Here is a 13804-nt window from a genome sequence, read left to right on the forward strand (position 1 = left end):
CCTTTCAGGGCGACACGGTCAGGACGGATTGAAACGCTTGGGCCAAAATCACGCCCACCACGCCATAAACCGTCAACCACAACCGCCGTTCCAGCCGTTCCATCATCACTTCAATCTTGCCCAGTTGCGTGTTGAGTTGGGCAAACTGTATCGCCGCCACCCTCTCATGGGCATCCATCCGCAGGCTCGGCGCGCACTCAAATGTCTCGCGCCCCTCAACCATCGCCAACCTCAAGGCTCGGCAAGCCAAGCAGGTTGCGCTTTTCGGCGTCCGTCAGGAACGCAGCGCCCGCGACACGTTTCCACTGGGCATCCCGTTCAACAGAAAGCGCGGCCACTTGGTCCAGATCCGGCTTCAAATCAAACCGCTCTCCGCTGAAATCACCCAGCCAATCCGCAATCGCTCCCGCCACACGGGTCACCAATGGCAACACCGTTAAGCGGTAAAACGCACGGTTCGCCTCTTGATAATTCGCGTAAGTTGCATCCCCCGTGATCCCCAACAGCATCGGCGGCACACCAAAGGCAATCGCGATCTCACGCGCAGCCGCTTCCTTGGTTTTCTGGAATTCCATGTCAGACGGGCTGAACCCCATAGGCTTCCAATCAAGCCCACCTTCGAGCAACATCGGACGGCCCGCATTCTTGGCCCCTTGATGCTGCGTCTCCATCTCCATCAACAAGCGATCATATTGATCCGTGCTTAGCTGGCTCTGGCCATCCGCGCCTTTGTAAATAATCGCCCCACTGGGTCGCGCCGCATTGTCGAGCAACGCCTTAGACCACCGCGAAGCCGCGTTATGAACATCCAACGCCGTCGCTGCGGCATGCATCGGGGACAACCCGTAATGGTCGTCTTGCGGGTGGAACGACTTCACATGACAAATCGACGACGCCCCTTCACCCACAGCAAAGCGATGCTTGCGCCCGCCAACCGTATAATCATAGGCCACTGGCCAGCCATCAGCACCTGGCACCAACGTCATCCGGTCCGACCGCAACACATGCAGCTCTAGCGGAGTGTCCTCACCGCCCACAGCCTCAATGTAGCCGTCCCCCGTCAACAGCAACTGCCCGAACAGCGCTTCAAACAGTTCCGCCCGCCCCTGTGCCCCATTCGGGCGCTGGATCAAGTCCAACACAGGATGCGTGTCATAACGGCGCTCTGCATCTTGCAAAACCAACGGCAAAGCCGCCGCAGCCTCAGCAATGATCTTTACCGCACGAAAACCCACTGGGTTTGACGTAAAGCCAGACCGCGTCAACGTCGCACTGTCCCGCGCGCCCCAAACAGAGCGCCCAACAGACCCCCACGCCGCAACCTTACCCGTGGCAGACGCTTTTACTTCAGGCACATCAGCCTGTGCCGCTTCTTGCCGCTTCAGAAAATCAAACATTCAAATCCCCTCTGGTGCCGCCTGTTCAGTGGCGTCCGATCCAACACGATGCAATTTCGACTAAATGTCTTACGAAGGTGAAAACCCACCGTTCGATGGTTGCGCAACACATTGCGCACGCCCTTATTTATATAACTAAAGTGCGCGCACCTGAGGCGCACGCCAACGTTTCGCCGGTTCCAAAAACAAATCCGTCAACGCCCACACAAGCGCATCGACACGGTCCGGTGACCCCGACCCCGCGTAACCTTCGGCCGTCATCTGACACATCTCATCTTCCAGTGCGCCCAGCCCGAATGTGTGACGCACACGCCCCTGCTCATACAGTGCCGCCACAGGTTCCGCCCGCATGGCCTTACCGCGCGTCGCATGTACCCCGCGATAAGAAACCGACGGGTCAATAGAACGCACAATGGTCTCAACCATCGCGCCTCCTTGGTTCACCTCAGCTACCAATCGATCCGCCCCATGCCGATCCATCGCCGCAATCGCGGCTGCGGCCCATTCGTTTGGCGACACCCCCTGCACGGACGCATCTTCCAACACGTATATCTTCCAGTCTTTCACCGGCCCCTGGCTAACGATACCCGCCACAACGATCCCGCAGGCATCTGACTTCGCCGACGCCCCCGCTGGCGGATCCACAGCCACAACAATCCGGTCTAGTTTCGGCGCCTTATTGATGCGACACCCTTCTAGTCGCGCCGATGTCCACAGCGCCCCGTCAACATCGGCCAGTAAAACACCATCCAACTCCTGCCGCCCCAACCGCGTTCCGGCATAGCGTTCCTGCACTTCTTCCAGGAAACTGTCCGCCAGATAGGCGCGGTTATCTAGCGTCGTCGCATGGGTCTGAACCGTGCTTTTCCGTGCCAAAAGGTCTTTCAATATCTCAACATTTTTGGGTGTTGTCGTCACACACGCGCGGGGTTTCTTGCCCAAACGCAACCCAAACTGCATCATGTCCCAAGTCTCTTGCGCCTTCGGCCATTTCGCAAATTCATCGGCCCATACGGCGTCAAACTGCGGCCCGCGCAACCGCTCAGGGTCAAACGCAGAATACAAACGCGCCTCTGCCCCGTTGGGCCAAACCAGCATCTGTCGCCCTGAAATCCACGTGGGGCGACGATCTGGTGGCGAACACGCCAAAATCCCGCTTTCCCCAAACACCATCACTTCTCGCGCCTGCTCCATCGTCTCACCGATTAGGCCCACACGCTTCGCTACGCCGGGATCGCGCGGACGCGATCCCTCCACCATTGACCTGACCCATTCAGACCCCGCGCGCGTCTTGCCTGCGCCGCGGCCGCCCAAAATAACCCATGTCCGCCAGTCACCCTCCGGTGCCAGCTGATGGTCCAATGCCCAGAAATCAAACAGATAGGGCAGCGCTTTCAATTGCGGCCCCGAAAGCCCGCGCAAAAACGCCTTACGATCTGCAACATCTGCGGATGCGACCAAGGCGGCACCCGATCTCACGCCTGAGGTCATCGAAATCGACTTCCCCTTCGTTAAGTCCCGTTCCATGTCTGTCATTGAATTCCGCCTCCCGTTTACGGACTTCGGCGATTGCATCGGTCAGACGGGTCATCTGTTTGGGCATCAAATCGATGTCCTTGAAGTCGCCTGCTTTCACAAGCTCCAACACCGTGCTTAATGTTTCGCCAATGGTTTCATAAAGCCGCTTAGCCTCCTCGATACGTTCAGCGGCCGGTTTCTGATCGGTGGTTGTCCCACCGTTTTGCTTGCTCATTGCGAAGTTCCCTTCTCAAGGGTTGCTCCGCCCAATACCAAAAACGAAAACGGGCCTTGGATGTGTGTCCAAAGCCCGTTTGTGCTTTCGTCCAGCGGCATCAGGGATACGCCAAACGTGTAATTTTACCAAATATTACCAAGATGTTAGCGCACGCAGCGCGAACATTTTGTTAACTTATCAGTTGCCTTCCGACGCCGCGCGCGCGGCCTCAAGCTCACGATAAATCGCCACATTAGCGTTATGTTCGTCCAGCGTGACAGCAAAGTTGTGCCCGTCCCGCGGGTTCAACGTTTTCGCCACGAAGAAGATGAAATCCGTATCAGCCGGATTCAACGCCGCGTGAATAGTATCCGCACCGGGGTTGGCAATCGGCGTCGCAGGCAACCCATCAATAACATAAGTATTCCAAGGGTTTTCCGCGCGAAGCTCACTCTGGCGCAAACCACGCCCAAGCACGCCCTTACCTTCAGTCACACCGTAAATAACCGTCGGGTCAGTTTGCAGGCGCATGCCTTGGTTCAAACGGTTCACAAACACCGAAGCCACGTCAAATCGCTCATCAGATGTGGACGCCTCTTTTTCAATGATAGACGCCAGAATCAGCGCGTCCTCGGGGGACGCCAACGGCAGCCCATCCGCGCGTTCGGCCCATGCCGTCGCCAGAATACGCTCCTGCGCGGCTTGCATATCGGCCAGCAATTCCCCCACCGAATCCCCAGGGCGAACTTGGTATGAATTTGGTGCCAACATTCCTTCCGGTGGAATTTCAGACACAGAACCGTCCATAAATTCCAATGAATTCAACGCCTGAACGATTTGCCAGCTGGTCACGCCTTCAGAAATCACCACACGGTATTGCGTGTCATTCGCCTCGCGTGTCTCTGAATATTCCGTGGGTGCTTCTTCTTCAGCGGGCTCAAAACTCGTCAATTCAACAAAGCGCCCCGTTGCCGGATCCAGCTCACGCACCTGCGCCACAACGCGGGTCACACCAACGCGGTACACGATTTCCGTCCCACAAGTGCTTTGCCCGCCCTGCGTCACGATATCGACGATCTCGGACATCGATGTCCCTTCAGGCACCAAAAAGCTACCCGCCTTCAGCTGGGACGCCTTGCCCGAATAATCCACTCCCATACGGAAAATGGACGGCGACGAAATCGCCTGCTGTTCATCAAGGCTCTCACTCACGATCCGCATGTTGGAACCGGGGTTCACCTGCAAACAAATGGCCTGCTCTAATGGCCCTTCAGCGCTGTATTGATTGGTTCCCCAAACAATCACACCACCAAAAAGGAACATCGCGACAATAAGAAACGTCAGCGCATTCGCCGCGATATGTTTCCACATTTATTTAACTTTCCCGAACAGCACGGAGGCGTTTGTGCCGCCAAACCCGAACGAGTTGGACAGTGCCACATCAATCTTACGCTCAACCTTCTTGTTGGCGGCCAGATCGACCTTCGTTTCAACCGCCGGATTGTCGAGGTTGATCGTCGGCGGTGCCACCTGATCGCGGATCGCAAGAATGCTGAAAATCGCCTCGATCGCGCCAGCCGCCCCCAACAGGTGGCCTGTTGCGGATTTGGTAGACGACATCGTCACCTTGGATGCAGCATCGCCCATCATGCGCTCAACCGCGCCAAGCTCAATCGTGTCGGCCATCGTGGATGTGCCATGTGCGTTGATGTAATCAATATCCGCTGGCTCAAGCCCAGCATCGCCCAGCGCCATGCGCATAGACCGCTCACCGCCCTCGCCGTCCTCAGACGGTGCCGTGATGTGGTGCGCGTCACCCGTCAGACCGTAGCCCAGAACTTCAGCGTAAATCTTCGCACCACGCGCGACGGCGTGGTCGTAGTCTTCCAGCACAACCATGCCCGCGCCCTCACCCATGACGAACCCATCACGATCCGCGTCATAAGGGCGGCTCGCCGCCTTGGGATCATCCGCACGCTTGGTGGACAGCGCTTTACAGGCATTAAAGCCCGCGATGCCGATTTCACAAATCGTCGCTTCCGCCCCACCAGCAATCATCACATCCGCACGACCCGCCTTAATCAGCTGGGTCGCATCGCCAATCGCATGCGCACCTGTAGAACAAGCAGTCACAACCGCGTGGTTCGGGCCCTTAAAGCCATATTTAATCGCGATCTGACCGGAAATCAGGTTGATCAACGCACCAGGTACAAAGAACGGCGACACACGGCGTGGCCCCTTTTCCTTCATCATAATCGCAGTCTCGGCGATGGACTGAAGCCCACCAATACCAGACCCCGTCAAAACGCCTGTGCGCTCAAGGTCGGCAACATCTTCCGGCTTCCAACCTGCATCCGCCACAGCCTGTTCAGCCGCCGCCATCGCGAAAAGGATAAACGTATCAACCTTTCGCGCATCTTTTGCAGACATATAGGTGTCTGGGTTGAACGTGCCATCGCTGCCATCGCCATAGGGAACTTCACAGGCATAGGTGGTTGCAAACCCTTCGGGGTCAAACCGCGTGATCGGCCCAGCGCCCGACTGCGCATCCAAAATCCGTTCCCAGCTTTTTTCTACACCGTCTGCCAGTGGCGTAACGAGCCCCAATCCGGTGACAACTACTCTGCGCATGGCTTTGCCCTCACGTTTGCATTTATTGAAGCCCTGATACCGCGCGTAAGGGGATAGGGGCAAGAGCGAGTGGCGTGAAAAGGCCGACCCCTTTGGGGAGGTGATGAATTACTATAACGCGGCCAGGTTCCTGCGGGTTTAATCCAGACGTCGGATTAGCTTTTTTGGGTAAGAGCGACCCCAGCAGCCATTAGAGCTATGCCCGCAGCTCTTGTGAAAGTCAGAGGTGTCACTTGCGACCCAAATAGACCGAAGTGATCGATAATAGCGGCCGCTGCCAACTGACCAAGAAGCACGAAGAACACCGCATTCCCAAGCCCGAAATGCGGCGCGATATATGTGATTGAGAGCACATAGAACGCGACCAAAACACCGCCTAGAAACAGATGCTTGGGCTGCAATGGCAAAAGCTTCAGTGCCGCTGGTCCGGTCGCAAGTGTCACAATAGCCGTCACAGTAAATGCGATTAGGAACAAGCAAAGCGCCGCCGCTGCGGGGCTTCCAATCTTTTGTCCCAATGCTGCATTCAGGCTAGCCAACAACGGGACACCGACACCAGCGAGGAACATGATACTTGCATATGTGAGATTCGGCGGCATTCGCGCAAACTTGCACACTTTTGTTTAGGTGAAAAGACCGCGAGGAATGCTGCTTCGAACTAAGGAATTTAATGAAAAACTCCGGTGAAGTTGATCGATTCAGCGGCAGGTTTAGAGCTGAGTAATGTGGGCATAAGCCCGACCACCACCTCCAAGACGCAAAAAAGGGCGGCGCCATCTCTGGCACCGCCCTCCTCAAATCAAACTGTAGGCTCTCTTAGGAAGCTGCAGTGATAAACTTTGTTGCGTCGCCAAAGCTCTGAATTGTTTCAGCTGCATCGTCAGGAATTTCGATACCGAATTCCTCTTCGAACGCCATCACGAGCTCAACTGTGTCGAGGCTGTCAGCGCCCAGATCGTCGATGAAGGACGCGCCATCAACAACTTTATCTTCTTCAACACCAAGGTGCTCTACAACGATCTTACGTACGCGGTCTGCGACATCGCTCATGTTAAATTCCTTACATAGTTCAGGGCTATTGGCCCGTTGTTTACCCGCCCTGCATGCGCAGTTAAGGCTATTGTTTGGTCCTGCTCAGGACCCCCGAGTTTCGCGACGTAGGGTCACAATCCTCAATTCTGCGCCCCCTTTAGCAGAGATTCTCCGCTTGGCAAACGCTTTCGAACACGCCCAATATAGGGTTTACAGCATCGCCATACCACCGTTGACGTGCAAAGTCGCGCCTGTGACATAGCCCGCCTGCTCTGAAGCAAGATACAGCGTAGCGGCTGCAATTTCTTCCGGAGTGCCCATGCGCCCTGCCGGAATTTGCACGTTGATCTTGTCTTTTTGCTCGTCCGTCAGCTTGTCCGTCATCGCCGTCGCAATGAAACCCGGCGCGACGCAATTCACAGTAATTCCACGGCTTGCGACCTCATAGGCGATGGATTTGGACATCCCGACCATACCCGCCTTACTTGCAGCATAGTTCGCCTGCCCCGGATTTCCCGTCGCCCCAACAATCGAGCTGACGTTCACAATACGGCCCCAACGCGCTTTCATCATGCCACGCATAACACCGCGACATAGGCGCATCGTTGAGGTCAGGTTAACGTTAATGACATCATCCCATTCATCGTCTTTCATCCGCATGAAAATCTGGTCACGCGTGATACCGGCGTTGTTCACCAGAATGTCGACAGACCCCATTGCATCCGCCGCCTGCTTTGGCAACGCATCAACCGCTTCACCATCGCTCAGGTTGCACGGCAGGACATGCGCACGCTCACCCAGTTCAGCAGCCAATGCTTCAAGCGGCTCGACCCGCGTTCCAGACAGTCCAACAGTCGCGCCAGCTGCATGAAGCGTCTTGGCGATCTCGCCACCAATACCACCAGAAGCGCCTGTAATCAGTGCATTTTTTCCTGTAAGATCAAACATCTCTAAGTCCTATTCTAGGCTGCCAGCGGCCGCGAAGGGCTCTGTCAGCAATTTGTATTCGATGATTTCTTCATCGGTCATGTTGTAAATATCATCAGCAGATGCCGCGTAAATCGTGAACCAGTAAAACGCATCCTCACCCAGCATGTCTTCGATGTATTTGCGATTTTGTTCGTGCTCTGGTGCTTCTCGCGGGTAATCCGCCGCATCTTTGATCCCATCAGACCACGAGTGTACGCCAACAATTGCACCGCGTTCGGCGCGCCGTTCCACCCCAGCCAAGAACAGGTCAACACCACCAGAGGCAATCTCACTGTTGGCCAAAAGCTCGGTATCCAAACCCAGTTCACGCACACGATACGCCAAAGCAATCATCGTATCGTCATCAAGTGACCCTGGAACGATCCCTTCACGCAGCGTTGTGACATTGGGGTTTGCCGCGATGACCGCTTCAAACTGATCCAAAGTCTTGCTGTTGATTTCACCGTTCATCAGCAGTGTATCGCCTTGCACGGTAAACTCGGTGCGTTCGGTGAGGTTCATCAGAGCGATGGCAGGCACTTGCCAAAGACCTGATGAACAGGCCCCGACCCCAACCAAGGCTGCAAAGCCTATCATCCAATAGCGTCGTTTCATGCCAACGCTTCTGCCGCAGCCTTAACATCATCAGGCGTACCGACCGCACGCGTCGCAATGGCGCGATCCACCCGCTTCACCATGCCAGACAACGCTTTACCCGCGCCAATCTCCCATGCCTCGGTTACACCAGCACCAGCCATCCACATCACGCTTTCACGCCAGCGTACGGACCCTGTGACCTGTTCGATCAACAAATCCTTGATATCACTCGCGTCCACGGCCTCTGCGCGCACGTTCGCAATCAACGGAACCTTCGGTGCACTCATCGACACATCTGCCAAAGCCGCCGCCATGATATCCCCTGCTGGCGCCATCAACGACGAATGGAACGGCGCAGACACCGGCAACAACATCGCGCGTTTCGCGCCGTTGGCCTTAGCGATTTCCACCGCACGCTCAACAGCCGCCTTGTGGCCCGAAACAACCACTTGGGACGGATCATTGTCGTTCGCCGCTTGGCAAACTTCACCTTGCGCAGCCTCAGCCGCAACCGCCTGTGCGGCCTCAAAATCCATACCCAAAAGCACCGCCATCGCGCCGATCCCAACAGGAACCGCCAACTGCATAGCGTCTCCACGAATGCGCAAAAGGCGTGCCGTATCAGCAATGCTAAACGCCCCCGCCGCAGCCAATGCGGAATATTCGCCCAATGAATGCCCTGCTACAAATGACGCCGCTTCAATGCCAACACCTTCAGCCTCAAGGGCTTTCATAGCAGCCAAAGACGTCGCCATCAGTGCCGGCTGTGCGTTCTTGGTCAGTGTCAGGTCTGCAATATCACCAGACCAGATCAGATCGGAAAGTTTCTCGCTCAACGCGTCGTCAACTTCATCAAAAACGGCCTTCGCCGCAGGATACGCCTCAGCCAATGCTTGCCCCATCCCGATGGTTTGTGCGCCTTGGCCTGGAAATACGAATGCTCTCATGGATGCCCCTGTTCTCTGCTTTGAACACGATTATCCCGACCGCGCTATGCACACAAGGGATCAGCAATCCAACCGCAACCCAAAACGCAAAACGGCCCCCAAAAGGAGCCGCCTATTCGCATTCTTATCTTGATGTGGGATTACGCAGCCAGCGGCCCGCCCCAAACCGCTTCTCGCGCTTGGCCGGAAGTTTCCAGACCACATTCATTCGCAATCCGGTTTCGCAACGTGGCCAGTGCTGAAACTGCGCCATCCCCGGATGCAATGGTATGCGTACCTCGCATGCATATGTGAACCTGACCGAAACCGCGGTTTTCGGTGGATTCGACAACTTCAACAGCTTCAACAGCATCCAGCCCATAGGTCGCCAAAATGAGAGTACTGCCAAATGCCCCATCAACAACTTCGCGTAACTCACCGGCAGATGTATCAAACTGTACCCGCACCTGTGTTCCACGCGCTGCAAACCGCGCAAGTAACGAAGCAACAACCATCAGCAAAACTGAAACCGTCAGTTTAGACGTGAATGCAGTGGCGACGAACGCCATTGAAGGAAGCAGCCAAAATCCCAGCGACGCGATAAAACCCGCCCCTGCGAAAAAACCGGCCACGGCGCGCGTCAAAACTGCCAGATCAAAAATCTGTTCATTCGGACGCACCTCAAAGCCCCAAAAATGCTCTGTAACATTTGCGCGCATAAAAACGGGTTGTTTTGATGCGGGTGCTGCGGTGTTTGCAAAGTCCGAGATGTTAGGTTGTGCTGTCATTATGTGCTCCATTTGTTGAGTACAACCTCACGGCGGACTGAGGCACAAACAGGGCAAGCAAGTGGTGAATACGGGGAATCTTAACTTTTTGTTAACCTTTGTTAACCATTGCGAAAAACCGGAAGCGCTGTTTACGCGTACCACGATCCACCTCCGACGCTTGTTTCACTTGCGCAAACCCGCGCTGTGAGTATAAGGCCCCCAACCTTGCGCAGCTTTTTATGAACTGCGCAGTCTCTCGTGGGCGGGAGCGCAAGGTTCAATCCCCGCCCTATGAAATGCGCCGATAACTATGAACGGAGTTCCCATGCCTTTATATGAGCATGTGATGATTGCGCGTCAGGACTTGTCCAACACGCAAGCAGAAGCCCTCATCGAACACTTCTCCACAGTGCTGGCTGACAACGGCGGTAAAGTCGAAATGTCTGAGTACTGGGGCGTCAAGACGATGGCCTACAAGATCAACAAGAACCGCAAAGGCCACTATGCCTTCTTGCGTTCCGATGCACCGGCGACCGCCGTGCAAGAAATGGAACGTCTGATGCGTTTGCACGAAGACGTCATGCGCGTTCTTACGATTAAAGTTGATGCACACGAAGAAGGTCCTTCCGTGCAGATGCAAAAGCGTGACGAGCGTCCAGAACGCCGCGAACGCCGCTAATCATTTAGATCAAGAAAGGACCATAAGTCATGGCTACTAAACCATTTTTCCGTCGCCGTAAGTCCGATCCATTTGAGGGCGAGAACGCTCCAAAGATCGACTACAAAGACACACGTACACTGCAGCGCTACATCTCTGAGCGCGGCAAAATCGTTCCATCCCGCATCACCGCAGTCGGTGCAAAGAACCAGCGTGCTTTGGCACGTGCGATCAAACGCGCCCGGTTCCTCGCTCTGCTGCCTTACGCCGTTAAGTAAAGGACAGACATCATGGATATCATCCTTCTAGAACGCGTTGCGAAGCTGGGTCAGATGGGCGACGTCGTCTCTGTGAAACAGGGCTACGCACGCAACTTCCTGCTTCCACAAGGCAAAGCACTGCGCGTCAACGCGGCCAACATGGCGACGTTCGAAGCACAGAAAGCTCAGCTCGAAGCAACGAACCTCGAAACCAAAAAAGAAGCCGAAGCTCTGTCCGCTAAACTGGACGGCGAAACATTCATCGTGATTCGCTCTGCGTCCGATGGCGGCAACCTTTACGGTTCCGTAACAACACGCGACGCCGCAGAAGCTGCAACAGCAGCTGGCTTCACTGTGGACAAAAAGCAGGTTGCTTTGATCGAGCCGATCAAAGAACTGGGCATCCACGAAGTTCTGGTTAAGCTGCACCCAGAAGTCACAGCAACCATCAAGCTGAACGTTGCACGTTCAGCTGAAGAAGCTGAACTTCAGGCTGCTGGTAAATCCGTTGCTGAACTTGCTGCTGAAGAAGAAGCAGCTGCTGAATTCGAAATTCAGGAGCTCTTTGACGATCTCGGCGCTGCTGGCATGGAAGACTTTGGCGATGACGACGCAGCTCCTGCTGCTGAAGCACCTGCAGAAGAAGCATCTGACGAAGACTAAATCTTCATCATAAACAAATAGAAACCGCCCCTAGCCTACGTGCTTTGGGCGGTTTTTTTCTGCCTACCCCCCCCCATACTCGACTCCTCCTTCGTGGTGTTACACTCTGGTTGCATTACTTCCTTACGACTGGATTCAATTTCATTGAAAGGGGCACATCATGTCATTCAAACTCTCACGTCGCGGTTTCCTCGCGAGCGGAACAGCCAGCCTTATCGCAATGCACCCATATTCGGTGCGCGCCCAAACCAATCAAGCGCACTTGCGGATCATGGAAACCACTGACCTGCACGTACATGTTCATCCCTACGACTATTACGCCGACAAACCCGTCGACACCGTTGGTCTCTCCCGCACCGCGACCCTGATCAACGGCATCCGTGCGGAAGCTACGAACGCCTTGTTGCTCGACAACGGCGACTTCCTGCAAGGCAACCCGATGGGCGATTACATCGCCTATGAGCGCGGCATGGCCGAGGGTGACAGCCATCCCGTCATTCAGGCGATGAACGCACTCGGTTATGACGCCTCGACCCTCGGCAATCACGAGTTCAACTATGGCCTTGAATTTCTGACCAAATCTTTGGCCGGTGCAGGCTTCCCAGTGGTCTGCGCCAACATCGCTAAATCAATGGGCGCCTCCCCGACCGAAGACGACACCCTGCTGCCGCCCTACGTGATCCTAGATCGCGAACTGACAGACGGCGCGGGCGACGCACACCCGATCAAGATCGGCCTGATCGGTTTCGTCCCGCCACAAGTCATGAACTGGGACCGTCAGCATCTAGAGGGCAACGTGATGGCCCGTGACATCCTTGAATCCGCCCGCGCGTGGGTTCCACAAATGCGCGAAGCGGGATGCGACATCGTCATCGCCCTGTCCCACTCCGGTATCGGCAGTGCGGACGAAACAGACGGCATGGAAAACGCTTCTGTCCCGCTTGCCGCAGTTGACGGGATCGACGCGATCCTGACAGGCCACTCCCACCTTGTGTTCCCGTCTTCAACCTACGCGGACTTCGCTGGGCTGGACGTGGATGCTGGCACGATCCACGGCAAACCTGCGGTCATGGGTGGGTTCTGGGGCAGCCACATGGGGCTGATCGACCTGATGCTTGAACGCGACGGCGCGGGTTGGCGCGTCCTTTCTCACACCTCAGAAGCACGCCCCATTTCACGACGCGAGGAAGACCGCAGCATAACGCCACTGGTGGAAGACGACCAGTCCATCCTCGACAGTGTCGCGCAAGAACACCAAGAAACGCTGGATTACGTGCGCCGCGCCGTCGGTAAAACCGATGCGGCCCTGCACTCCTACTTTGCGTTGGTTGCCGATGATCCATCCGTGCAGATCGTTTCAAACGCCCAGCGTTGGTATATCGAACAACAACTTGTCGGCTCTGAGCACGAAGGCCTTCCGATTCTCTCCGCCGCTGCCCCGTTTAAGGCCGGTGGTCGCGGTGGACCGGACTACTATACCGATGTTCCCGTCGGTGATGTAGCGATCAAGAACGTGGCGGATCTTTACCTCTACCCCAACACAGTGCGCGCGGTTCGCGTCACAGGGGCACAGGTGCAAGGCTGGCTGGAACGCTCGGCCGGTATGTTCAACCAGATCGAAGCTGGGGCAACGGATGCTGTCCTGCTCAATCCAGACTTCCCGTCCTATAATTTCGATGTCATCGACGGCGTCACGTACCAGATCGACCTCACCCAGCCTGCCATGTTCAACCGCGACGGCGAAGTCATCAATCCGGACACCCAGCGCATCGTGAACCTGATGTTTGACGGTGCACCCCTTGATCCCGCGCAGGAATTCATCATCGCCACGAACAACTACCGCGCCAGCGGTGGCGGCTCTTTCCCAGGTGCTTTGGGCGACACAATCGTGTTCGAGGCCCCGGATTCGAACCGCGATGTCATTGTGCGCTATATTGTAGAGCAAGGAACCGTCAGCCCCCGCGCTGATGGCAACTGGACCTTTGCCCCGATGGAAGGCACATCAGTCCTGTTTGAAACTGGCCCAGCGGGCGCAGCTTATGCGAACGGTGTTCCAGGAGTCGCGATCGAACCCGCAGGTGACAGCGACACTGGGTTTGCTTTGTTCCGCATCAGCCTCTGACGACCAGTTGGTTACGCAATCAAAGGCCGCTCCAATCGGGGCGG

General features: G+C 55.9%; 16 protein-coding genes. 4 read left to right on the forward strand and 12 right to left on the reverse strand.

Annotated features, from left to right (window positions below; all coding sequences use genetic code 11):
- Positions 1-4: 4 nt before the first annotated feature.
- The 12 genes from OCA8868_RS03240 to OCA8868_RS03290 all read right to left on the reverse strand — a co-directional run bounded on the left by OCA8868_RS03240 (position 5) and on the right by OCA8868_RS03290 (position 10075).
- Positions 5-223 carry a GTA head formation protein, RCAP_rcc01685 family gene (locus OCA8868_RS03240; protein WP_093995085.1) on the reverse strand — a complete coding sequence of 73 codons (219 nt, stop codon included), beginning with the start codon at positions 221-223 and terminating at the stop codon, positions 5-7.
- Entirely contained in the window at positions 216-1397 is a 1182-nt protein-coding gene (locus OCA8868_RS03245; RefSeq protein ID WP_093995086.1) for a phage portal protein, read from the reverse strand. Before OCA8868_RS03245 ends, OCA8868_RS03240 begins: the two co-directional genes overlap by 8 nt.
- Positions 1398-1532: 135 nt before the next feature.
- Positions 1533-2876, reverse strand: coding sequence for a DNA-packaging protein (locus OCA8868_RS03250; protein ID WP_370737981.1), 1344 nt, complete (start codon positions 2874-2876; stop codon positions 1533-1535).
- A complete protein-coding gene (locus OCA8868_RS16590) occupies positions 2827-3150 on the reverse strand; it encodes a hypothetical protein (RefSeq protein ID WP_179214759.1) in 324 nt (107 codons plus the stop codon). Before OCA8868_RS16590 ends, OCA8868_RS03250 begins: the two co-directional genes overlap by 50 nt.
- A gap of 180 nt (positions 3151-3330) precedes the next feature.
- Positions 3331-4503, reverse strand: coding sequence for an endolytic transglycosylase MltG (gene mltG, locus OCA8868_RS03255; RefSeq protein WP_093995088.1), 1173 nt, complete (start codon positions 4501-4503; stop codon positions 3331-3333).
- Positions 4504-5763, reverse strand: a complete 1260-nt coding sequence (gene fabF, locus OCA8868_RS03260; RefSeq protein WP_093995089.1) for a beta-ketoacyl-ACP synthase II — start codon at positions 5761-5763, stop codon at positions 4504-4506. It lies immediately after the preceding gene.
- 155 nt (positions 5764-5918) lie between these two features.
- Complete coding sequence (locus tag OCA8868_RS03265) at positions 5919-6362, reverse strand: DMT family transporter (protein ID WP_245848013.1); 444 nt, start codon at positions 6360-6362, stop codon at positions 5919-5921.
- Between the two features lie 217 nt (positions 6363-6579).
- Positions 6580-6813: an acyl carrier protein gene (locus tag OCA8868_RS03270; protein WP_049834799.1), complete on the reverse strand. Its 234-nt coding sequence runs from the start codon at positions 6811-6813 to the stop codon at positions 6580-6582.
- Between the two features lie 192 nt (positions 6814-7005).
- Positions 7006-7743 carry a 3-oxoacyl-[acyl-carrier-protein] reductase gene (gene fabG, locus OCA8868_RS03275; RefSeq protein WP_093995090.1) on the reverse strand — a complete coding sequence of 246 codons (738 nt, stop codon included), beginning with the start codon at positions 7741-7743 and terminating at the stop codon, positions 7006-7008.
- Between the two features lie 9 nt (positions 7744-7752).
- A complete protein-coding gene (locus tag OCA8868_RS03280; RefSeq protein WP_093995091.1) occupies positions 7753-8379 on the reverse strand; it encodes a hypothetical protein in 627 nt (208 codons plus the stop codon).
- Positions 8376-9308, reverse strand: a complete 933-nt coding sequence (fabD, locus tag OCA8868_RS03285; protein WP_093995092.1) for an ACP S-malonyltransferase — start codon at positions 9306-9308, stop codon at positions 8376-8378. The genes OCA8868_RS03280 and fabD overlap by 4 nt, the downstream gene beginning before the upstream one ends.
- Before the next feature lie 140 nt (positions 9309-9448).
- Positions 9449-10075, reverse strand: a complete 627-nt coding sequence (locus OCA8868_RS03290; RefSeq protein WP_093995093.1) for a hypothetical protein — start codon at positions 10073-10075, stop codon at positions 9449-9451.
- 307 nt (positions 10076-10382) lie between these two features.
- On the opposite strand from OCA8868_RS03290, the gene rpsF reads away from it, so the two are divergent.
- The 4 genes from rpsF to OCA8868_RS03310 all read left to right on the forward strand — a co-directional run bounded on the left by rpsF (position 10383) and on the right by OCA8868_RS03310 (position 13760).
- Positions 10383-10736: a 30S ribosomal protein S6 gene (gene rpsF, locus OCA8868_RS03295; protein ID WP_093995094.1), complete on the forward strand. Its 354-nt coding sequence runs from the start codon at positions 10383-10385 to the stop codon at positions 10734-10736.
- A gap of 29 nt (positions 10737-10765) precedes the next feature.
- Positions 10766-10993 carry a 30S ribosomal protein S18 gene (gene rpsR / locus OCA8868_RS03300; protein ID WP_049834805.1) on the forward strand — a complete coding sequence of 76 codons (228 nt, stop codon included), beginning with the start codon at positions 10766-10768 and terminating at the stop codon, positions 10991-10993.
- A gap of 12 nt (positions 10994-11005) precedes the next feature.
- Entirely contained in the window at positions 11006-11638 is a 633-nt protein-coding gene (rplI, locus tag OCA8868_RS03305; RefSeq protein ID WP_093995095.1) for a 50S ribosomal protein L9, read from the forward strand.
- Positions 11639-11798: 160 nt separating this feature from the next.
- Positions 11799-13760, forward strand: coding sequence for a bifunctional 2',3'-cyclic-nucleotide 2'-phosphodiesterase/3'-nucleotidase (locus OCA8868_RS03310; protein ID WP_093995096.1), 1962 nt, complete (start codon positions 11799-11801; stop codon positions 13758-13760).
- Positions 13761-13804: the final 44 nt, after the last annotated feature.

It is taken from the genome of Octadecabacter ascidiaceicola (genome assembly GCF_900185015.1).
GTDB lineage: Bacteria > Pseudomonadota > Alphaproteobacteria > Rhodobacterales > Rhodobacteraceae > Octadecabacter > Octadecabacter ascidiaceicola.

What these genes read in the sequence shown, in the direction of transcription:
- OCA8868_RS03240 (WP_093995085.1), bottom strand. Translation starts at nt 223, where the DNA reads ATGGTTGAGGGGCGCGAGACATTTGAGTGCGCGCCGAGCCTGCGGATG.
- mltG (WP_093995088.1), bottom strand. Translation starts at nt 4,503, where the DNA reads ATGTGGAAACATATCGCGGCGAATGCGCTGACGTTTCTTATTGTCGCG.
- rpsR (WP_049834805.1), top strand. Translation starts at nt 10,766, where the DNA reads ATGGCTACTAAACCATTTTTCCGTCGCCGTAAGTCCGATCCATTTGAG.
- OCA8868_RS03270 (WP_049834799.1), bottom strand. Translation starts at nt 6,813, where the DNA reads ATGAGCGATGTCGCAGACCGCGTACGTAAGATCGTTGTAGAGCACCTT.
- OCA8868_RS03265 (WP_245848013.1), bottom strand. Translation starts at nt 6,362, where the DNA reads ATGCCGCCGAATCTCACATATGCAAGTATCATGTTCCTCGCTGGTGTC.
- rpsF (WP_093995094.1), top strand. Translation starts at nt 10,383, where the DNA reads ATGCCTTTATATGAGCATGTGATGATTGCGCGTCAGGACTTGTCCAAC.
- OCA8868_RS03280 (WP_093995091.1), bottom strand. Translation starts at nt 8,379, where the DNA reads ATGAAACGACGCTATTGGATGATAGGCTTTGCAGCCTTGGTTGGGGTC.
- rplI (WP_093995095.1), top strand. Translation starts at nt 11,006, where the DNA reads ATGGATATCATCCTTCTAGAACGCGTTGCGAAGCTGGGTCAGATGGGC.
- OCA8868_RS03245 (WP_093995086.1), bottom strand. Translation starts at nt 1,397, where the DNA reads ATGTTTGATTTTCTGAAGCGGCAAGAAGCGGCACAGGCTGATGTGCCT.
- fabD (WP_093995092.1), bottom strand. Translation starts at nt 9,308, where the DNA reads ATGAGAGCATTCGTATTTCCAGGCCAAGGCGCACAAACCATCGGGATG.
- OCA8868_RS16590 (WP_179214759.1), bottom strand. Translation starts at nt 3,150, where the DNA reads ATGAGCAAGCAAAACGGTGGGACAACCACCGATCAGAAACCGGCCGCT.
- fabG (WP_093995090.1), bottom strand. Translation starts at nt 7,743, where the DNA reads ATGTTTGATCTTACAGGAAAAAATGCACTGATTACAGGCGCTTCTGGT.
- fabF (WP_093995089.1), bottom strand. Translation starts at nt 5,763, where the DNA reads ATGCGCAGAGTAGTTGTCACCGGATTGGGGCTCGTTACGCCACTGGCA.
- OCA8868_RS03310 (WP_093995096.1), top strand. Translation starts at nt 11,799, where the DNA reads ATGTCATTCAAACTCTCACGTCGCGGTTTCCTCGCGAGCGGAACAGCC.
- OCA8868_RS03290 (WP_093995093.1), bottom strand. Translation starts at nt 10,075, where the DNA reads ATGACAGCACAACCTAACATCTCGGACTTTGCAAACACCGCAGCACCC.